Origin of the sequence: Thermobifida halotolerans (assembly GCF_003574835.2) — a bacterium.
GTDB classification, from domain to species: Bacteria; Actinomycetota; Actinomycetes; order Streptosporangiales; family Streptosporangiaceae; genus Thermobifida; species Thermobifida halotolerans.
On the sequence record NZ_CP063196.1, the window covers coordinates 4,447,482 to 4,467,478 of the forward strand.

Below are 19,997 nucleotides of genomic sequence, written 5' to 3' on the forward strand. Positions count from 1 at the left end.
TTCTTCTCAGCTGCCCGAAGGGAGGTCGGGGACAGGCGCTATGGCCCGGCAGCAGGGAGGACAGCCTCACGTCGGCCCTCCCGTCCGTCACTCCCGGTATGAGCACCTTCATGATTGAGCCCGGTGCGAGGCTCGCCAATCGCTATCGACTCGAAGAATTGGTGAGCGAGACCAGCGGAGCCTCACTGTGGAAGGCGACCGACGAGACTCTCGCGCGCCCTGTCGGAGTCTGGACGTTCGCCGACGGTTTCGGCCGTACCAGCGAGGCGGTTCGTGCTGCCCGCGCGGCCAGCCGTGTCTCCGACGCCCGTGTCACCCAGGTGTTCGACGCCGACGACTCCGGTGCCACACCGTACGTGGTCCAGGAGTGGATCTCCGGCACGACACTGTCGGACCTGCTGCGTGACGGTCCGTTGGAACCCGAGCGTGCGGCGGGTCTGGTGGCCGAGGCCGCGGAGGCGCTCACCACAGCGGCGCTCGCGGGAATCCACCACCTGTGTCTGACCCCGGACAAACTGGTCTGGAGCGTCGGCGGCGCGGTCAAGGTGATCGGTCTCGGTCTCGACGCCGCACTGCACGACGTCACCGTCCACGACCCCCAGGTTGTGGACGCCCAGGGTCTGGGTCGGCTGCTGTACGCCGCGCTCACCGCGTACTGGCCGGGGCCGGAGCAGACCGGTCTGCGGCCCGCTCCGGTCGTCTCGGGCCGCCCCTGCGAACCGAGCCAGATCACCGCGGGCATCCCCGAACGGCTCAACGAGATCGTCTGCCGTGCGGCCTTCCAGGCGAGCGGACGCGAGGGTCCCCTGCGCACCCCGCAGGAGTTCGCCGACGCTCTCGCCGACGTGCCGCGGGTGGTTCCGATCCCGATGGCCGAGACCGCTCCTCCTCCGCCGCCGCCACCGGCGGGCACCTCCCGCATCTCGGGACAGCTCGACGTGGGCGCGGCCGCACCGCCCCCTCCCCGGGCCCCCCGTCCGTCCCGCCGCCGTACCCCGCCGCCTTCCGGGGGCTCCCTGACGAACAGGATCCTGGTCGGAGCCGTGGCGCTGCTCGTCTTCGTCGCCGTGGTGATGGGCGCGTGGATGCTCGGCACGACCGTGGGCGGCAACGGCTCTGGAACGCAGAGCGCCGAGGTGCCCGACGGCAACGACGATGTCGAGCTGGTACCGCTCACCCCGGAAGAAGCGACCGGTTTCGATCCCGCTCCCGACGGCGACAACGACGAGCACAACGACAAGGCCCACCTCGCCATCGACGGCGACCCCTCGTCCCAGTGGAACACCGAGGGCTACAACAACGCCGAGTTCGGCAACTACAAGCAGGGGGTCGGCCTGCTCCTCGACATGGGCGCCGAGGTGGAGCTCCACGAACTGGACATCACCTTCGGCGGTGGCACCTACAGCGTGGAACTGTACGTGCGCGACGAGCCCGGCAGCGCTCCGGGCGAGGGTGACGATCCTGTCTGGGAAGGCTCTGGAGTAACCGGGGAGGTCCCCATTAAGCTGGACGAACCCGCTACCGGGCGGTACGTGGTGGTCTGGTTCGTCTCCCCCCTTTCCGAGGACGGCGGCAAATACCGGGGCACTGTCAACGAGGTCGAACTACGCGGAATTCAGTGAACACGGTGACCGACGCGGTTCAGGAGCTCCCCGACAAAGAACTGCTGTTCAGACACAACCAGGGTGACGAACACGCATTCAACGAACTGGTGAAACGGCATCGCGCGCGGCTGTGGGCGGTGGCGATCCGCGTACTGGGCGACCAGGAGGAGGCGTCCGACGCGCTCCAGGACGCTTTCCTGTCCGCTTTCCGCGGCGCCCACCGGTTCCGCGGCGAGGCGATGGTCAGCACATGGCTGCACCGGATCGTCGTCAACGCCTGCCACGACCGCCTACGACGCAGGATGGTCCGTCCCGCGGTCCCCACCGATGACACCGCTCTCGACGTCCTCTCCAACGAGCGTTCCGGGCCGACACCCGACCCCACCGGCCGAAGCGACACCACTCTCGACGTCCACGCCGCGCTGGAATACCTCCCCACCGAGCAGCGACTCGCCCTCGTCCTCGTGGACATGCTCGGCTACCGGGTGGACGAGGCCGCCAAGATCCTGGACGTCGCACCGGGCACCGTGAAGAGCAGGTGTGCCCGGGGTCGCGCGCGACTTCTCCCCTATCTTTCTCATCTCAGGAACCCTGGAGGCTCCCCAGACGTCCCATCTCCGAAAGGAGGTGGCAGGAGATCGTGACGTCTCATGTGGACCCCGAGACACTCGCGTTATTCGCCGAAGGACTGCTGGCTGAGGACGAGGAGCAGGAGGTGCGCGCCCGTCTCGCCGAGTCCGAGGAGGCCCGGTCGCAGCTGGCGGCACTGCGCGAAGTGCCGCAGATCCTGGCCTCCGCTCCGGTGCCGCCGATGCCTGACGGACTCATCCTCCGCATCGACGAAGCATTGCGGGACGAGGCGAAGAAGCATCCCGCCTCCTCCGGACCCGTGGCCACTCCGCCGGCTCCACCCGACGACAGCACGAAGGTGCGGCCGTTGCGCCGCTCCGGCGGCCCCGCCCGTTGGATGCCGTTCCTGGCCGCTGCGGCAGCGGCGGTGTTCGTGCTGGGGGCCGGTGCCGCTGTGGTCAACGGGCTTTCCTCCCCCGGCTCCGGCTCCCCCGGCTCCGAAACGATGCTCGTACCACCGGCGACGCTGCCTCCCGAGGCGGCTCTTCCGTACCGGCTCGCCGTGGTGTCCAGCGGCACCGACTACACCTCTGACGGCCTCGCCGAGCAGGGGGGCTCGGTGCTCGACCGTTCCGCCCTGGCCGACCTCGACGACGAACCCTCGGAGGACGAGCCTCTCGTTCCCAGCGACGACGAAGCCATCCCCGCAGAGGTTACCTCGTGCGCCGAAGCACTCGAAGGCGCCTACGGCACCGGCCCCACCCTGGTCGACATCGCCTCCTACGAGGGCGAACCGGCGTGGATCATGTTCTTCCCCGTGGCGACCGGCGACGCCCCGGACAGCTACGAACTCCGGGTGGCCGAACCGAACTGCGCCGACGTGGCGGATCCCACCTCCACGATCATCGACACGGCTGTCATTTCGACTGGTCAATAACATATGGACGACCTGGGTCGTTCCGGGCCGTTTCTCCGCGCGGAAACGGTCCGGTCGAGCGACACCGCGACTTCTCGCTCCACCGTGCTCCACGGGGAATCACGGACGCCTACCATCGGTTGAAGTGAACGTCTTTCCTGTCTCGACAACAGCACGAGTGCGCAAGGGGTCTGACCGCTGTGAGTGACGTCCGTAACGTGATCATTATTGGCTCGGGGCCTGCGGGTTATACCGCCGCTGTGTACGCGGCCCGCGCCGAACTGAGGCCTCTCGTCTTCGAAGGCTCCATCACAGCGGGTGGCGCGCTGATGAACACCACCGAGGTGGAGAACTTTCCCGGCTTCCCCGACGGGATCATGGGGCCGGAACTGATGGACAACATGCGCAAGCAGGCCGAGCGGTTCGGTGCCGAACTCGTCCCCGAGGACGTCACCGAGGTCGACCTCACCGTCACCCCGAAGGTGGTCAAGGTCGGCGACCAAACCTTCTACGCGCACACGGTGATCGTCGCCACCGGTTCCGGATACCGCAAGCTCGGCGTGCCCGGTGAGGACGAGTTCTCCGGTCGTGGCACCTCCTGGTGCGCCACCTGCGACGGCTTCTTCTTCCGCGATCAGGACATCGCTGTTGTCGGTGGCGGCGACACCGCCATGGAGGAGGCGACCTTCCTGACCCGGTTCGCCCGTTCCGTGACGATCATCCACCGCCGCGACGAACTGCGCGCCAGCAAGATCATGCAGGACCGCGCGTTCGCCAACGAGAGGATCTCGTTTGTCTGGAACAGCGAGGTGACCGAGGTTCTCGGTGACACCAAGGTCAACGCGGTCCGCCTGCGCAACCGGGTGACCGGTGAGGAGAGCACCCTCAACGTCAGTGGGCTGTTCATCGCGATCGGCCACGATCCCCGGGTGGAACTCTTCAAGGGCCAACTCGGCCTCGATGAGGAGGGCTACCTCAAGGTTGAGTCGCCCAGCACCAGGACCAACATCCCCGGCGTGTTCGCCTGCGGTGACGTGGTCGACCACAACTACCGTCAGGCCATCACCGCTGCGGGAACCGGATGCGCCGCGGCTCTGGACGCCGAACGCTATCTCACCGAACTGGCCGACTGAGCGCGGCTCTCGTCCGTCCCGTCGAACCGCTGTCCTGTCCCACCCCGAAGATGAGGAGCAGCCGAATGGCCAACATCCAGAACGTCACCGACGACACTTTCGAAGAGGTCGTGCTCAAGAGCGACCTGCCGGTACTGGTCGACTTCTGGGCCGACTGGTGCGGCCCCTGCAAGATGGTCGCTCCGGTCCTGGAGCAGATCGCCGCGGAGCAGGAGGGCAGGCTGACCATCGTCAAGCTGAACGCCGACCAGAACCCGGACACGGTGCGCCAGTACGGGGTGATGGGGCTGCCCACCCTCAACCTCTACAAGAACGGCGAGGTCGTGAAGCAGCTCGTCGGCGCCAAGCCCAAGCGCGTCATCGAGAAGGAACTCGAGGAGTACCTGTAGCACTCGGCCGGTCGGCGTGGTGTTTCACGTGAAACACCACTGTGCTTCTGGGCCGCGAGGTGCGTTCGTCCACGGTTGCCGGCAACCGTGGACGAACGCACCTCGCGGCCCTCTTGTACTTCTGCGGGAGGCCGGGTCGCCGACCTTCAGGAGTGCTCCCGAGACAGAACTCCCCCGGTGGTGGCAGCCGCACGGTGCGGCTGCCACCACCGGGGGAGCGATCAGTTGTCCGTTGCCACTCCGGGAGCCATCGTCGCGAGAATGCGTTCCAGGTCCTCCTTGGTCGCGAACTCCACGACGATCTTCCCCTTGCTTCGGCCCATGTTGACCTTCACCCGGGTGTCGAGGACGTCGGAGAGCCGGTTCGCCACCTCTTCGAGTTCCGGGGCGGTCTCCTTACGCGTCGGCTTACGACGCTTGGCGGGGGTCTCGACATCGCCGAGTGCGATGAGCTCCTCCAGCGCGCGCACGGAGAGTCCCTCCGCGACAATGCGGTGCGCGAGGTGATCCTGGAGTTCGGAGTCCTCGACAGCGAGCAGCGCCCTCGCATGGCCCGCGGTGATAACACCCGCCGCAACCCTGCGCTGTACGGCCGGGGAGAGGTTGAGCAACCGGAGCGTGTTGCTGATGTGCGGCCGGGAACGCCCGATCCGCTTGGCCAGCTCCTCGTGGGTTACACCGAAGTCGTCCAGGAGCTGCTGGTAGGCAGCGGCCTCCTCCAACGGGTTGAGCTGCTGCCGGTGCAGGTTCTCCAGCAGGGCGTCCCGCAGCATCTCGTCGTCGGAGGTCTCCCGGACGATCGCCGGAATCCGCTCCAGACCGGCCCGTTGGCTCGCTCGCCACCGCCGCTCACCCATGATCAGTTCGTACTTGACCGCGCCGCTCACGCTGCGGTTCACCCTACGGACGACAACGGGCTGCAGCAGTCCGACTTCGGCGATCGACGCCGTCAGTTCGGCGAGAGCCTCCTCGTCGAAGTGCTGCCGTGGCTGTCGGGGGTTGGGGAACACCGCGTCGAGCGGAATCTCCTCCAGATACGCCCCGTCGATGCTCCGGGGGTCGGAGGGCCGCTGCGCTTCCGGGGCTCCGTTTCTGCTGTTGCCCGCGGGGACCGCTGCCGGCGGTCCCTGCGGGATGAGCGCGCCCAGTCCTTTGCCAAGACCGCGCCGCTGTTGGCTCAACGCCGTCTCCCTTCAGCTCCCATAACGGATTCGCTCAACGGTTCTCCACGAGGCTCTGTGCCCGGAAGGCCAGTTCGCGAGCGGCATCCATGTAGGCCATGGCGCCGGTCGACGCCGGATCGTACGTCATCACCGACTGGCCGTAGCTGGGCGCCTCGGAGACACGGACGCTTCGCGGAATCATCGTCTTCAGGACCAGGTCGCCGAAGTGGCCCCGCACCTCCTCGGCGACCTGCGACGCCAGTCGGGTCCGACCGTCGTACATGGTGAGCAGGACCGTGGAGATGACGAGTTCCGGGTTGAGGTGTGACTTCACCAGTTCGATGTTACGCAGCAACTGCCCCACACCCTCGAGCGCGTAGTACTCGCACTGGATGGGAATCAGCACCTCCTCACAGGCGACCATGGCGTTGACCGTCAGCAGTCCCAGTGAGGGCGGGCAGTCGATCAGGATGTAGTCGAGATCCCTGGAGTCGTAGGCGCTGAAGGCCCGCTTCAGACGGGATTCCCTGGCGACCAGGGAGACCAGTTCGATCTCCGCGCCAGCCAGGTCGATCGTGGCGGGCACACACCACAGGTTGGGCACTTCCGGCACCGGCTGTGCCAACTCCCGAAGTTCCTCGTCCTCCACCAGGCAATGGTAGATCGAGCGGGCGTCCTGCATCCGCTCCATCCCCAGGGCTGTGGATGCGTTCCCCTGAGGATCGAGGTCGACGACAAGAACCCGGTTGCCGTGCATGGCGAGCGCCACCGCGAGGTTGACGGTGGTGGTCGTCTTGCCGACGCCACCCTTCTGGTTGGCCACGCTCATGACGCGGCACCGCTCAGGACGCGGCCACGTCTCACCCGCCCGCCCCCGCGCACTCATCGCGGCACGGGCGGCACGGGCTATCGGTGTGTCGAAGTCGGACCCAAAGCCTTCGCCGGTTCCCTCCGAGGGAGTGTTGGCGAGCGCGGTTTCACGTGGAACATGCGCACCGGACATGTCGACCTCGGCCGAGATGGCGCCGCTTCTCTCGTGGTAGAAGGTTTCACGTGAAACGTGGGTGCCATCGGAGTGGTTGTGGGGCACGAATGAGTTCACCTCTTCCGTCCGCGCTTCTTCCTACCGCCCGGCGTGCGTTGGGACTTGGACGGGGCCGCCTTGGTTCCGGCCTCAAGATCAGTCGTGACCGTGACGCGAACGACCGTGGTAGCTGGATCGACTTTACCGCCACCAACTCGAATAACGTCTGCGACGTTAGGACGCTGTTTGGACAAATCTTGGCGCGCGGCCGCCAACTCGTCCTCTGCCCGCTCCCCTTTCAGGGCGAGCAAACTCCCACCGTTACGCAGGAGAGGCAGTGCCCAGCCGATGAGCTTCGGCAGCGGAGCCACTGCCCGTGCTGTGACAAAATCCGCTTTCAGTTTCTTCCGGACCTCTTCAGCGCGCCCCCTGTGGACCGTGACATTGTCCAATCCGAGCAGGTCCACACACTCCTGGAGGAACACCGTTCTGCGGAGCAGCGGCTCCAGTAGCGTCACCGACAGGTCGGGGCGCAGTATCCCCAGCACCACGCCGGGAAGCCCTGCGCCGGAACCGATGTCGATGATCTCGGCACCCCGGGGAATCAACTCCTCGACCACGGCACAGTTCATCAGATGGCGCTCCCACAGCCGGGGAACCTCCCGTGGGCCGATCAGTCCGCGAGTCACGCCTACGTCCGCGAGCAGCTCGGCGTACCGCTGTGCCACCGGCAATGTCTCACCGAACAACTCCCGAGCCGCATCGGACAGGACGACATGCCCGGTCATCAGTCACCACCTTGGCCTCTACAGCGGAGCTATGAAGCGGAGCGAGCAACAAAAGGTCCACGAATCGACAGACCGGCAGCAGCACACCCCCCACGATCTTATGTGTGCCGCACTCCTCTTCTGGGTCGCAGCCCACAGCTTGGGACGCGGAAGGCTCCCCGGGGTAAGACCGGCGGGCGGAGAACCACAAAAAACCGGGTGCCGCATGTTTCACGTGAAACATGCGGCACCCGGTCTGGATGTGCGGTGGTTCAGTCCACCGGATAGACCACCACGTAACGGTTGGGTTCTTCGCCCTCGGACTCGCTGTGCAGTCCTGCCGCCGCGACGGCGTCGTGCACAACCTTGCGCTCGAACGGGGTCATCGGGCTGAGGGCCTTGGCCTTGCCTGCCTGCTTGACCTCGTTGGCGACCTCGGCTCCCAGCTTCCGCAGTGCTCTACGCCGGGATTCGCGGTAACCACCGATGTCCAGCATGAGCCGGCTGCGGGTGCCGGTGGTGCGATGGACTGCGAGACGGGTCAGTTCCTGGAGAGCCTCCAGAACCTCTCCCCGTTCCCCGATCAGTTCTTTGAGTGTCGCCCCCACGACGGAGACCAGGGCACGGTCGCCTTCGACGTCCATGTCGATGTCGCCGTCGAAGTCAGCGATGTCAAGAAGACCCTCGATGTAGTCGGCTGCGATGTCGCCTTCTCGCTCGAGTGCCTCAATGTCGATGGTGGCGGTCTCTTCCGGCTCCTCGGCCACCGCCACGGCGGCGCCGGAGTTCGCCCCGCCTCCGGTGTTGCTGTCGCTCACGACAAGCTTCTCCTTATGTCGCGGCCCTGTGCGTGGTCCGCTGCGGGATGCGTGTCAAGGGCTTTCGCCTACGCCTCCACACAGCGGACGGTTCACACAAGGATCTTCCAGGGACCCGCCGGACCTACTTACCGCCGGTCCTCTTGGACCTTGACTGCCTCTTCGGCTGCTTACGTTCGATCTTAGGCTGTTCCGGCTTCGCCGACGGCTGTTGCTGTCCGCGCTTCGCGAAGAGGCCCTTGCCCGTCACGGAGGGTTCGGCCCTGTCGCCTTCCTGGCTTCCGGGGGCCGGGAACCTGCGGTAGAGGAAGTGCTGCTGTCCCATGGTCCAGACGTTGGAGGTGACCCAGTAGATCAGGACACCGACCGGCATCGCCAGACCGAACAGACCGAACGCAGGCGCGAGATACATCATGATCTTCTGCGACTGCATCATGGGGTTGTCTTCCATGCCCGGCTGCTTGAGCGTGCGGTTCATGCTCTGGCGCATGGTCAGGAAGGTCGTGGTGCCCATGATCACACAGGCGAGGGCGATGATCACCTTGGCCATGATCGGATCGGCGCCGAACGCGGCCAGTTCGTCGGCCGAGGAGGTGAAGTGGGCGGCGATCGGCGCGCCGAAGATCAGGGCGCTCTGGGCGCTGTCGGCCAACTCCTGCGTGAAGCCGTACTTCGCCTGGCCCTCGGCCACCGTGCGGAGCACGTTGAAGAGCGCGAAGAAGACCGGCATCTGCAGCAGCAGCGGCAGGCAGCCCATGAGCGGGTTGGTCCCGCTCTCCTGGTAGATCTTCATCTGCTCCTGCTGCAGGCGCTGCTTGTCGTTCTTGTAGCGCTCACGCAGTTTCAGGAGTTGGGGCTGTAGGTCCTGCATCTTCCGCTGCGTGTGCATCTGCTTCACGAACAGCGGGATCATCAGGACACGCACGAGGACGGTCAGGGTGACGATGGACAGTCCCCACGCCCATCCGCTGTCTGGGTCGAGGAAGGTGCTGAGACCGGAATGGATCCAGACCAGCACCTGGCCGACGATGTTGTAGAGCCAGTCCAGCACCGGCTATCTCCCTTGGTTCTCTGACTTCACAGACCCGATGCTCCGGGCGAGGGCTCCCCGTCATCCCCGGGCTTCGTGTCACTGATCTCTGTACCGGTCCCGCCCCTGCGCGGCGGGACCGGATCGAGCCCGCCGGGGTGGAACGGATGGCATCTGCCGAGTCTGCGGATGGTCAGCCACAGCCCGCGCCAGGCCCCGTGAACCCGCAGCGCCTCGACGGCGTAGTTGCTGCACGAAGGATAGAAACGACAGACGGGCGGGAGGAGAGGGCTGATGAACCGCTGGTAGCCCCGGATCGGCAGGATCAGCGCCCTGGCCAGGTGGGTGGGTCTGTCGTGTGTCATTGGCTCGGCCGTTCTCCAGCTGCCGGAACGTTCGCGGTCGCGGCTCCGCGCGGTGTGCGGCTACGGCCCGCCGACCGTCCGCGAGGACGTGCCACCGCGCTCAGCGCACTGTCCAGCTGGGTTGCCAGCGCGTCGTATCCGAGAAGCGCGGATGCGGGTTTGGCCCGTACCACTAGCAGGCTACCCGCGCTCAGAGAGGCGATCCGATCGCGCATCAGATGGCGGAGTCGGCGCTGGACGCGCTTGCGGACCACCGCTCCTCCGACGGCCTTGCTGACGATGAACCCGACCCGGGGCGGTTGGGCCTCGTCCCGCTCGTCGCGGTGCTGCCGGGGAACGAACAGGACGACGGTGAGAGCGTCTCGACCGGCTCGGCGCCCCTTGCGCATGGTGAGGTCGAAGTCGGCACTGCGCCGCATTCGGTTGCGCGGGGACAGCATCGGATCGGAACACCCCCGGACACAGCAAGCGGACCGGCTGCCGAAGCGGGCAGACCGGTCCGTTGAACGTTTGACTGCTGACGCCTAGTGGCTGACGGTCAGCGCTTCGCGCCCCTTGCGCCGACGCGCGGCGATGATCGCGCGACCGGCACGGGTACGCATGCGCAGCCGGAAACCGTGGGTCTTGGCGCGACGCCGATTGTTCGGCTGGTACGTACGCTTGCTCACTGCTTAACTCCAGGGGCGTTCCGGAAGTACATACAACGGCGGACCGACTCGACGGTGTCGGTGGTCCATGTGTTCCTGCTGTTGCCGCGGGGACGCTCAGCTGGAACATCGCCCGCCCAGGTCGTCCCGCCATGAGCCTGTGGCGCGAGTCACGGGATGGCTCCCGGATCACGTGGCACGAACGCACAGACGGACGCCGACGTAAGCACAAAGAAGATACGGGCTGAACTTGCGCTGGTCAAATCGGCCGCGCTCACCCGAACCGGTCGGGCCGGAGTTATCCACGAACCGAGCGGTCTGTGGAAAACCTCTGTCCACAGGCTGCGAGTTACGCACAACGGGACCTAAGCTGTGGATAACCTCGACCACACGCGACGGCCGTCCCGTCCCTCCCTACCCCCCGGGAACGCCGTGATCATCGAGGTTGCCCACAGGGTTTCAACTGGGAAATGTGGACAACCACAGGCTGTGGACAACTCCACGGCAGGCTGTGGATAACGCAGTGGATAACTTGTGGACAGCAGGCAGAAGCTGTGGACTGCCGAGTCTCGGCACGGTCCGCACCGAGGAGGGAGACAGGAGCTCCATACACAGCAGGCTCCACAGAAATTGCCGAGTTACCCACAGAACACCGTTCGTAGTCACGTTTTGATCACTACGCTTCCCGAAGCTGTGGACAGACGGGAGGCGCCGTGTTTACCGGGACAATGGGTCGTCGTGTGACCCGTGCGATCCTCCCTGGAACGGGGACTCGGCCGGTAGGACACCGTTGGAAGGGGCGAAGCATGGAAGGCCGCCATGTCTGAGGGACAGATCAACCTCGCGATGGTGTGGTCGAGCGTGTTGGAGAACCTCGACAACAACAGCCTTCCTCCCCAGCAGCGGGCCTGGCTGCCACAGACCAGGCCCCTGGGGCTCATCGAGGACACCGCGCTGCTCGCCGCTCCCAACGAGTTCGCCAAGGAGATCCTGGAGACCCGACTGCGGCCGGCCATCAGCCAGGCGCTCTCCGCCGAGCTGGGCCGCGAGATCAGGGTCGCCGTCACCGTGGACCCGACCGCGGTCCCCCCGCCGGCGCCCACCGGCCCGGGTTTCGGAACACCGGAGAGCCGACGGCCCGGCTCCGAACAGGCCCCACCGCCCGGCTGGGACGGTCCCCCCCGCAACGACGCCGTCCGCCAATCCGCCTGGTCGCAGCAGCCGGCGCTGCTGCCCGACCCCTCGGACTCCTCCCGCTTCGACGAGTCCGGTCGAGAAGAGCCCGCTCCAGGACGGCAGTCCACCCCTTCCCACGGCCAGGACCTGCTCGCCGCGGGATGGGACGGCGCCCCGGGCGGCCGCGGCCTTCCCGACGCGGAGGCCGACCCCCGCTACCGAAGCTGGGACAGTGCTGCCCACTGGGATCCGCCCAACCGCTGGGAGACCCCGCGCTCCTGGGAGAACGCCCACCGCTCCGATCCCGGAAACCCCCCGCAGGACGCGGCGGGGGAACACGGTGCGCCCGCCGCGGACCAGCCCTCCGTGGCGCCTCCGCCCGGCGCGCCCGAGCCGGGGGACGCCTCCGCCGCGAACAAACCCGTCGGTCCCGGACGGCTGAACCCCAAATACACCTTCGACACCTTCGTCATCGGTTCCAGCAACCGTTTCGCGCACGCCGCGGCGGTGGCCGTCGCAGAGGCTCCGGCCAAGGCGTACAACCCGCTGTTCGTCTACGGCGGTTCCGGCCTGGGCAAGACCCACCTGCTGCACGCGATCGGCCACTACACCCAGCGTCTCTACGACGGCGCGCGCGTGCGCTACGTCAGTTCCGAGGAGTTCACCAACGAGTTCATCAACTCCATCCGGGACGGCAAGGCCGACGGTTTCCGTCGCCGCTACCGGGACATCGACGTGCTGCTGGTCGACGACATCCAGTTCCTGGAGAACAAGGAGCAGACGCAGGAGGAGTTCTTCCACACCTTCAACACCCTGCACAACTCCAACAAGCAGATCGTCATCTCCTCGGACCGGCCGCCGAAGCAGCTCGTCACCCTCGAGGACCGGCTGCGCAACCGGTTCGAGTGGGGACTGATCACCGACGTCCAGCCGCCCGAGCTGGAGACGCGGATCGCGATCCTGCGCAAGAAGGCCGCGCAGGAGGGGCTTGCCGCTCCCCCGGAAGTGCTGGAGTTCATCGCCAGCAAGATCTCCACCAACATCCGGGAGCTGGAGGGGGCGCTGATCAGGGTCACCGCGTTCGCCAGCCTGAACCGGCAGTCGGTCGACCTGCACCTGACCGGCATCGTGCTGCGGGACCTGATCCCCAGCGACGAGGTCCCCGAGATCACGGCGACGGAGATCATGGCGCAGACCGCCTCGTACTTCGGTCTGACCCCCGAGGACCTGTGCGGGACCTCTCGTTCCCGGGTCCTGGTCACCGCACGCCAGATCGCGATGTACCTGTGCCGGGAGCTCACCGACCTGTCACTGCCCAAGATCGGCCAGCAGTTCGGGGGGCGGGACCACACCACGGTCATGCACGCCGACCGTAAGATCCGCTCTCTCATGGCGGAGCGCCGTTCCATCTACAACCAGGTCACCGAACTCACCAACCGGATCAAGCAGCAGTCCCACAACATCTGAGCACTCCGCGGCCCGTGCTCCGAGCCGTCCCGCGGGTTTCTCCGGGAAGGGCAAAGGGAGAACAAAGACCGCGAGCCACCGCTGTGAGGCCGGTCACTTCATGGCGGCTCGTGGTCCGCGCCCACCTGTCCGCCTCCTGGTTCCGGATGTCCTCTAGCACATCCCAAGCTGTGGATAAGCCGTGGATAACCCTGGGGATAAACCACGATTTCCTGTGGACGCCCTGTGGACACGCTGTGTATAACCAGCCACGACATCCGGTCACCCGATGACAGGATCTGTGGGTAAAGTCGTGGATAACCTGTGGACGATCTGTGGATGACCTGGGGACAACCACCCTCCGTCCACAGCCGGACGACTTTTCCACAGCCGACATCCACAGGTTCTGTGGACAGAAATCTCTGTGGTGAGCTGCAGAAACAAGGGTTGTCCACAGTATCCACAGGCCCTATTACTACTGCGCCACATAAAGAGATCTCGTGGCTTCGTAAACAGGCTCGGCCCGTTTCTGTGGACAACGCCTCCCGGACCGTCGCTCCGACACGGCCGCCCTCCCCACCCCGCCAGACGAGAGCAGCAACCTCTGACAGGCCCCTCGACACGCGCACGTTCGGGTCCGAATCGGGGTACCGTTGTGAACTCACCCCCCTTAGCGCCCTGACCGACATCCCGACGCGGGTGGTCCCGTCCGTCGGCCTCAGGAACGCCGACACGTGCGACCCAGGGCGTCGGTCGGCGGTTTCGTGGTAGTCGAGGAAAGAGAGACCGATCGTGAAGTTCCGGGTCGAACGCGACGTGCTCGCGGACGCCGTCGCCTGGACCGCTCGCACCCTGCCGGTCCGGCCGTCGGTGCCCGTCCTCGCCGGAATGCTGCTGGACGCCGAGGACGACGGCGGACAGCAGCGGCTCAGGCTGTCCAGCTTCGACTACGAGGTCTCCGCCCAGGTGTCGGTCGACGTCGACATCGACGAGCCGGGCAGGACTCTCGTGTCGGGCAAGCTCCTCGCCGAGATCGTGCGCAACCTTCCTCCACAGACTGTGGAGGTCGGCACCGACGGAGCCAAGGTCGTCGTCTCCTGCGGCAGCGCGAGGTTCACGATCCTCACCCTCCCCGTGGAGGACTACCCGACCCTTCCCGCCATGCCATCGTTGACCGGATCGGTGCTCAGCGACGCCTTCGCCGCCGCCGTCAGCCAGGTCGCGGTCGCCGCCGGACGCGACGACACGCTGCCGATGCTCACCGGCGTCCGGGTGGAGATCGAGGGCTCCACCGTGACCCTGGCCTCCACCGACCGCTACCGGCTGGCCGTGCGTGAACTCACCTGGACTCCCGAGAACCCCGACGTGTCCGCGGTCGCGCTGGTGCCGGCCAAGACCCTCGCCGACACCGCCAAGTCCCTGACCGGCGGCGCCCAGGTGTCCATCGCCCTGTCCAGCGCCGACAACGGCGGAGAGGGCATGATCGGCTTCGAGGGCGGCGGTCGACGCACCACCACCCGACTGCTCGACGGAGAGTTCCCCAAGTACCGCAAGCTGCTGCCGGAGTCGTTCAACTCGGTCGCCGAGGTGCAGAAGGCGGAGTTCATCGAGGCGGTCAAGCGCGTCTCACTGGTCGCCGAACGCAACACGCCGCTGCGGCTGGCCTTCAGCGGCGGTCAACTGGTACTCGAAGCCGGCACCGGTGAGGAGGCCCAGGCGGTCGAGACGCTGGAGGCGTCTCTCGAAGGCGACGACATCCAGATCGCCTTCAACTCCACCTTCCTCCTCGACGGTCTGAACGCCATCGAGTCCGACGTGGCTCACCTGCAGTTCACCACCTCCACCAAACCGGCCATCATCACCGGCAAGCCCGCCGACGACGCGACCGCGTCGGACTACCGGTACCTGATCATGCCCGTGCGGCTGTCCGGCTGACCGAAGCCGCGAGCCGGTTCCTCCACCTATCCACAGACTGGGCACGAGTAAGGAAACACGAGCATGCAACTCGGCATGATCGGCCTCGGCAAGATGGGCGGCAACATGGCCGCGCGGCTCCGTGACAAGGGCCACGACGTCATCGGTTTCGACTTCGATCCCCAGGTGCGCGACGTCGGGTCGGTCACCGAACTCGTCGAGCGGCTGGCCGCGCCGCGAATCGTGTGGCTGATGGTTCCGGCCGGCGAGCCCACCCGGAGCAGCATCCGCGAACTCGGCGAACTGCTGGCGCCCGGCGACCTCGTCATCGAGGGCGGCAACTCCCACTACCGGGACGACCGCGAGCATGCCGCGGAACTCGCGCGGCGCGGTGTCGAGTACCTCGACGCCGGTGTCAGCGGCGGTGTCTGGGGACGGGAGAACGGCTACGGCATCATGGTCGGCGGCTCCCCCGAGAGCGTGGAGCGGGCCAGACCGGTCTTCGACGCGCTCACCCCCGACAATGGCGGAGGGTTCGTGCACGCCGGATCGGTCGGCGCCGGGCACTTCGTCAAGATGGTCCACAACGGCATCGAGTACGGCATGATGCAGGCCTTCGCCGAGGGCTACGAACTCATGGCCGCCTCCGGGATCGTCGACGACGTCCCCGGAACCCTCGCCAGTTGGCGCGAGGGCACGGTGGTGCGCTCCTGGCTGCTGGACCTTCTGGTCCGCGCCCTCGACGAGGATCCCGGGCTGGAGCGGCTGCGCGGGTACGCCGAGGACTCCGGCGAGGGACGCTGGACCGTCCAGGCCGCCGTGGACCACGCGGTTCCCGCCCCGGTCATCACCGCGGCCCTGTACGCCCGGTTCGCCTCACGGCAGGAGGACAGTCCGGCGATGAAGGTCATCGCGGCGCTGCGCAACCAGTTCGGTGGACACGCGGTGACCAAGGCCGAGGAATAGCCCCGCGGCGGTCCACAGTCTGTGGACGACACGGTCGCCCCACGCCTCCCGGGTCCGCGCACACGGCCGCGCGGACCCGGTCCGCTTCTGTAGGAGCAGCCAGATGTACGTCTCCCATCTGCAGTTGGCCGACTACCGGTCCTACGAGACCGCGTACCTGGAGTTGGAGCCGGGGATCAGCACCTTCGTCGGTCCCAACGGACACGGCAAGACCAACCTGTTCGAGGCGATCGGCTATGTCGCCACGCACGGCAGCCACCGTGTGGCCAACGACGCTCCTCTCGTCCGCAGGGGAGCACAACGGGCGGTCATCCGGGCGGCCGTGGTCCGGCACGACCAGCGCACCCTCATCGAACTGGAGATCAACCCGGGGCGGGCCAACCGCGCCCGGTTGAACCGCTCTGCGGGCACCCGCCCGAGGGACGTGCTGGGCATTCTGCGGACCGTGCTGTTCGCACCCGAGGACCTGGCCCTCGTCAAGGGAGACCCGGGGGAGCGTCGCCGATTCCTGGACGACCTGCTGGTCGCCCGGGCGCCCCGGTACGCGGGGGTCCGCTCCGACTACGAACGGGTGCTCAAGCAGCGCAACGCCCTGCTCAAATCGGCCTCGGCCCGGTACCTCAACCAGCGGAGCGAACCGGACCTGTCGACCCTGGACGTGTGGGACGAGCACCTGGCCGACACCGGCGCCGAACTGCTGGCGGCGCGCCTGACACTGGTGGCCGAAATGCAGCCGCTGGTCGCCAAGGCCTACGGTGAGCTCACCTCGTCCGGAGGACCGCCCACCCTGCACTACCGCTGCTCCGCGGTGCCCGAGGGGGGCACTGTGACCGCGGACCGTCCACAGCTTGTGGACGCCCTGCGCGGCGCACTGACCGAGGCGCGCCCCCAGGAGTTGCGGCGCGGGGTCAGTCTCGTGGGGCCGCACCGCGACGACCTGCAGTTGCGCCTGAACGACCTGCCCGCCAGGGGCTACGCCAGCCAGGGCGAGTCGTGGTCCTACGCGCTGGCGCTGCGGCTCGCCGGGTTCGAACTGCTGCGAGCCGACGGCGACGATCCGGTGCTCGTCCTCGACGACGTCTTCGCCGAACTCGACGCCGAGCGCCGACGGCGGCTGGCCGAGCACGTCCGCACCGCCGAGCAGGTCCTGGTGAGCGCGGCGGTGCCCGGCGACGTTCCCGAGGAGTTGTCGGGCGCGCGGTTCAGAGTCCGGGATGGAGTGGTGGAACGTGAACAGTGAGCACCGGCCGCGGCGGCCCGACTCCCCACAGCCTGTGGACGGAGATCCGTCCCCCAGCGGTCCCAGCGGTATCGAGCGGGCCCGTCAGGCCCTGGCCAAGGCCCGCGCCGAGGCCAGGGCCCGCGGCGCCGCCGCACCGCAGACACACTCCCGCAGACCCCGGCGCGGTTCCACGAGACGGCGCGGCGAACCGCAGTTGTTCGGCGACGCCGTGCGCTCCTGGCTGATCGAGCACGGCTGGCAGGAGCAGGTGGCCGTCGGCGGTGTCTTCGGACGCTGGTCCCAGATCGTCGGTGAGAGCCTGGCCGAACACGTGCGGCCCCAGACCTACGCCGACGGTGAACTGGTGGTGGCGGTCGACTCCGCGGCCTGGGCGACCCAGGTGCGCGCCATGTCCCCCCAGTTGGTGCGGCGACTCAACGAGGAACTCGGGCACGGAACCGTACGCGTCATCAGGGTCGCCACCCCGGGAAGCCGACGCGGAAACCGAGGTCAGTGGCGGGTGCGCTGAGGGCGGCCGGCCACCGCGGAACCGTTCCGCGACGATCGGACGGCGTTGTCCCGGGCGGACAGCACTGATTTGGTCGCGGAGTTCCCGCCAGGGCGGGGCGCGTGTGGGGACTCGGCTCCCGCTCCGTTCGTTCGTTGAAGGCCGTCACAGGGCCGCAGATGCGACTTTCAGGCCGTGCGCACGGTATCATGGAGGCAGTTCTATGGACGCCTCCACCGACAGGGACCGCACCAAGAGCGGGGTACCGGGAATCGGGGTCGCAGCAGCGTCTTGGCGGGGGCGTGGCAGCGCGTTTCGCCTGGGTCGCCGTGTGTCCGCCGATTGTCATGCGGCTGGTCGGCGTCCCCGGCAGGAGGGTGTTTCCAACTTGGCCTACGACGCGCGATCAATCACGGTTTTGGAAGGCCTCGAAGCGGTACGCAAACGCCCCGGCATGTACATCGGCTCCACGGGGGAGCGCGGGCTGCACCATCTCGTCTACGAGGTTGTGGACAACTCCGTGGACGAGGCGCTCGCCGGGTACGCGACCGCCATCGAGGTCACACTGCTGGCCGACGGCGGGGTACGGGTGGCCGACAACGGGCGCGGTATCCCGGTCGACCCGCATCCGGTGGAGAAGCGGCCCGCGGTGGAACTCGTTCTGACCACCCTGCACGCGGGCGGCAAGTTCGACAGCAAGTCCTATGCGGTCTCCGGAGGGCTGCACGGAGTCGGCGTCTCCGTGGTCAACGCCCTGTCCACCCGGCTCGAGGTGGAGGTCCGCAGGGACGGGTACGTGTGGACGCAGTGCTACGAGATGACCCAGCCGGTGACCGATCTCACCAGGGGCGAGTCCACCGACGAGACCGGTACCCAGATCACCTTCTGGGCCGACGGGTCCATCTTCGAGACCACCACGTACAACTTCGAGACGCTGTCCCGGCGGCTCCAGGAGATGGCCTTCCTCAACAGGGGACTGTCCATCACCATCCGCGACGAGCGTCCCGAGTTCGTCGGCGACTCCCCCGTCACGCAGACCTACCACTACGAGGGGGGCCTCTCGGACTTCGTCCACCACATCAACGCGACCAAGGAGCCCGCACACTCCACCGTCATCGCGTTCGAGGACTCCGGCGACGGCATCGCGGCCGAGATCGCCATGCAGTGGAACCAGTCGTACACCTCCTCGGTGCACACCTTCGCCAACACCATCAACACGGCCGAGGGAGGCACCCACGAGGAGGGGTTCCGCGCGGCCCTCACCTCGATCGTCAACCGGTACGCGCGCGACCAGAAACTGCTGCGTGACAAGGACGACAACCTCACCGGCGACGACATCCGGGAGGGTCTCACCGCGATCGTCTCGGTCAAGCTCACCGACCCCCAGTTCGAGGGGCAGACCAAGACCAAGCTCGGCAACACCGAGGCCAAGTCGTTCGTGCAGAAGGTGTGCCACGAGCACCTGCGGGACTGGTTCGACCGCAACCCCGGCGAGGCCAAGGACATCGTCACCAAGGCGAACCAGGCCGCGCGTGCCCGCATCGCCGCCCGCCAGGCGCGCGACCTCACCCGGCGCAAGACGCTGCTGGAGTCCACCTCGCTTCCCGGCAAACTGGCGGACTGCCAGTCCACCGATCCGGAGCGCTCCGAGGTCTACATCGTCGAGGGCGACTCCGCGGGCGGCTCCGCGAAGGGCGGACGCGACCCTCACTACCAGGCCATTCTTCCCATCCGTGGCAAGATCCTGAATGTCGAGAAGGCCCGCATCGACCGGATCCTCAAGAACAACGAGGTCCAGGCGATCATCACGGCGCTGGGCACCGGTGTCCACGACGACTTCGACATCGAGAAGCTGCGCTACCACAAGATCATCCTCATGGCCGACGCCGACGTCGACGGCCAGCACATCCGTACGCTGCTGCTCACCCTGCTGTTCCGCTTCATGAAGCCGCTCATCGAGGCCGGGTACGTCTACCTCGCGCAGCCCCCGCTGTACAAGATCAAGTGGGACACGCGCGGCACCGACGTGGACTACGCCTACTCCGACCGTGAGCGCGACGAACTGATCACCGCGGGGGTCGCGGCGGGCAAGAGGGACCCCCGGCCCCGCGACCTCGTCCAGCGCTTCAAGGGACTGGGCGAGATGAACCCGGGAGAACTGTGGGAGACCACCATGGACCCCCAGCGCCGGATACTGCTGCAGGTGACGCTCGACGACGCCGCGCAGGCGGACGAGATGTTCAGTGTGCTCATGGGAGAGGACGTCGAGTCGCGGCGCTCCTTCATCCAGCGCAACGCCCGGGACGTCCGGTTCCTGGACATCTAGCCCGCGCCTGACG

Annotated in this window: 19 protein-coding genes; 11 read left to right on the forward strand and 8 right to left on the reverse strand. The window is 67.1% G+C overall.

The window, feature by feature from the left end; translation table 11 throughout:
* The first annotated feature begins 98 nt into the window (after window positions 1-98).
* The 5 genes from NI17_RS19915 (at window position 99) to trxA (ending at window position 4,612) form a co-directional block, all read left to right on the forward strand.
* Window positions 99-1,622 (forward strand): protein kinase family protein, encoded by a 1,524-nt coding sequence (locus tag NI17_RS19915; RefSeq protein WP_068693581.1) that lies wholly within the window; start codon window positions 99-101, stop codon window positions 1,620-1,622.
* Window positions 1,619-2,248 carry an RNA polymerase sigma factor SigM gene (sigM, locus tag NI17_RS19920; protein WP_199860174.1) on the forward strand — a complete coding sequence of 210 codons (630 nt, stop codon included), beginning with the start codon at window positions 1,619-1,621 and terminating at the stop codon, window positions 2,246-2,248. Before NI17_RS19915 ends, sigM begins: the two co-directional genes overlap by 4 nt.
* Window positions 2,245-3,111: an anti-sigma factor family protein gene (locus NI17_RS19925; protein WP_068693578.1), complete on the forward strand. Its 867-nt coding sequence runs from the start codon at window positions 2,245-2,247 to the stop codon at window positions 3,109-3,111. Before sigM ends, NI17_RS19925 begins: the two co-directional genes overlap by 4 nt.
* 179 nt (window positions 3,112-3,290) lie before the next feature.
* Window positions 3,291-4,223: a thioredoxin-disulfide reductase gene (gene trxB, locus NI17_RS19930; protein WP_068693576.1), complete on the forward strand. Its 933-nt coding sequence runs from the start codon at window positions 3,291-3,293 to the stop codon at window positions 4,221-4,223.
* A 65-nt stretch (window positions 4,224-4,288) separates the two neighbouring features.
* Window positions 4,289-4,612 (forward strand): thioredoxin, encoded by a 324-nt coding sequence (gene trxA, locus NI17_RS19935; RefSeq protein ID WP_068693574.1) that lies wholly within the window; start codon window positions 4,289-4,291, stop codon window positions 4,610-4,612.
* A 221-nt stretch (window positions 4,613-4,833) separates the two neighbouring features.
* On the opposite strand, the gene NI17_RS19940 is transcribed toward trxA, so the two are convergent.
* From NI17_RS19940 to rpmH, 8 genes are all read right to left on the reverse strand, one after another.
* Window positions 4,834-5,793 (reverse strand): ParB/RepB/Spo0J family partition protein, encoded by a 960-nt coding sequence (locus NI17_RS19940; RefSeq protein WP_068693572.1) that lies wholly within the window; start codon window positions 5,791-5,793, stop codon window positions 4,834-4,836.
* A 34-nt stretch (window positions 5,794-5,827) separates the two neighbouring features.
* A complete protein-coding gene (locus NI17_RS19945) occupies window positions 5,828-6,661 on the reverse strand; it encodes a ParA family protein (RefSeq protein ID WP_234402119.1) in 834 nt (277 codons plus the stop codon).
* A 212-nt stretch (window positions 6,662-6,873) separates the two neighbouring features.
* Window positions 6,874-7,587 carry a 16S rRNA (guanine(527)-N(7))-methyltransferase RsmG gene (gene rsmG, locus NI17_RS19950; protein WP_068693570.1) on the reverse strand — a complete coding sequence of 238 codons (714 nt, stop codon included), beginning with the start codon at window positions 7,585-7,587 and terminating at the stop codon, window positions 6,874-6,876.
* A 251-nt stretch (window positions 7,588-7,838) separates the two neighbouring features.
* Window positions 7,839-8,333: a Jag family protein gene (locus NI17_RS19955; protein WP_199860175.1), complete on the reverse strand. Its 495-nt coding sequence runs from the start codon at window positions 8,331-8,333 to the stop codon at window positions 7,839-7,841.
* A 175-nt stretch (window positions 8,334-8,508) separates the two neighbouring features.
* On the reverse strand, window positions 8,509-9,435 hold the full coding sequence (yidC, locus tag NI17_RS19960) for a membrane protein insertase YidC (protein ID WP_068693566.1): 927 nt from the start codon (window positions 9,433-9,435) through the stop codon (window positions 8,509-8,511).
* 26 nt (window positions 9,436-9,461) lie between these two features.
* The gene (gene yidD, locus NI17_RS19965) at window positions 9,462-9,779 is read right to left on the reverse strand and encodes a membrane protein insertion efficiency factor YidD (protein WP_068693564.1); all 318 of its coding nucleotides are present in this window, start codon (window positions 9,777-9,779) and stop codon (window positions 9,462-9,464) included.
* Window positions 9,776-10,219, reverse strand: a complete 444-nt coding sequence (gene rnpA / locus NI17_RS19970) for a ribonuclease P protein component (RefSeq protein WP_084012825.1) — start codon at window positions 10,217-10,219, stop codon at window positions 9,776-9,778. Before rnpA ends, yidD begins: the two co-directional genes overlap by 4 nt.
* A gap of 84 nt (window positions 10,220-10,303) precedes the next feature.
* On the reverse strand, window positions 10,304-10,447 hold the full coding sequence (gene rpmH / locus NI17_RS19975) for a 50S ribosomal protein L34 (RefSeq protein ID WP_083947952.1): 144 nt from the start codon (window positions 10,445-10,447) through the stop codon (window positions 10,304-10,306).
* Window positions 10,448-11,245: 798 nt separating this feature from the next.
* Here rpmH and dnaA point away from each other — a divergent pair.
* The 6 genes from dnaA (at window position 11,246) to gyrB (ending at window position 19,984) form a co-directional block, all read left to right on the forward strand.
* Entirely contained in the window at window positions 11,246-13,069 is a 1,824-nt protein-coding gene (dnaA, locus tag NI17_RS19985) for a chromosomal replication initiator protein DnaA (RefSeq protein WP_068693562.1), read from the forward strand.
* A gap of 771 nt (window positions 13,070-13,840) precedes the next feature.
* Complete coding sequence (gene dnaN, locus NI17_RS19990; RefSeq protein ID WP_068693561.1) at window positions 13,841-14,983, forward strand: DNA polymerase III subunit beta; 1,143 nt, start codon at window positions 13,841-13,843, stop codon at window positions 14,981-14,983.
* Between the two features lie 63 nt (window positions 14,984-15,046).
* A complete protein-coding gene (gene gnd / locus NI17_RS19995) occupies window positions 15,047-15,928 on the forward strand; it encodes a phosphogluconate dehydrogenase (NAD(+)-dependent, decarboxylating) (RefSeq protein ID WP_068693559.1) in 882 nt (293 codons plus the stop codon).
* Window positions 15,929-16,031: 103 nt separating this feature from the next.
* Complete coding sequence (gene recF, locus NI17_RS20000; RefSeq protein WP_068693557.1) at window positions 16,032-17,168, forward strand: DNA replication/repair protein RecF; 1,137 nt, start codon at window positions 16,032-16,034, stop codon at window positions 17,166-17,168.
* On the forward strand, window positions 17,158-17,679 hold the full coding sequence (locus NI17_RS20005) for a DciA family protein (protein ID WP_068693596.1): 522 nt from the start codon (window positions 17,158-17,160) through the stop codon (window positions 17,677-17,679). Before recF ends, NI17_RS20005 begins: the two co-directional genes overlap by 11 nt.
* A 367-nt stretch (window positions 17,680-18,046) precedes the next feature.
* Window positions 18,047-19,984 carry a DNA topoisomerase (ATP-hydrolyzing) subunit B gene (gene gyrB / locus NI17_RS20010; protein WP_084012824.1) on the forward strand — a complete coding sequence of 646 codons (1,938 nt, stop codon included), beginning with the start codon at window positions 18,047-18,049 and terminating at the stop codon, window positions 19,982-19,984.
* The last annotated feature ends 13 nt before the right edge of the window (window positions 19,985-19,997 follow it).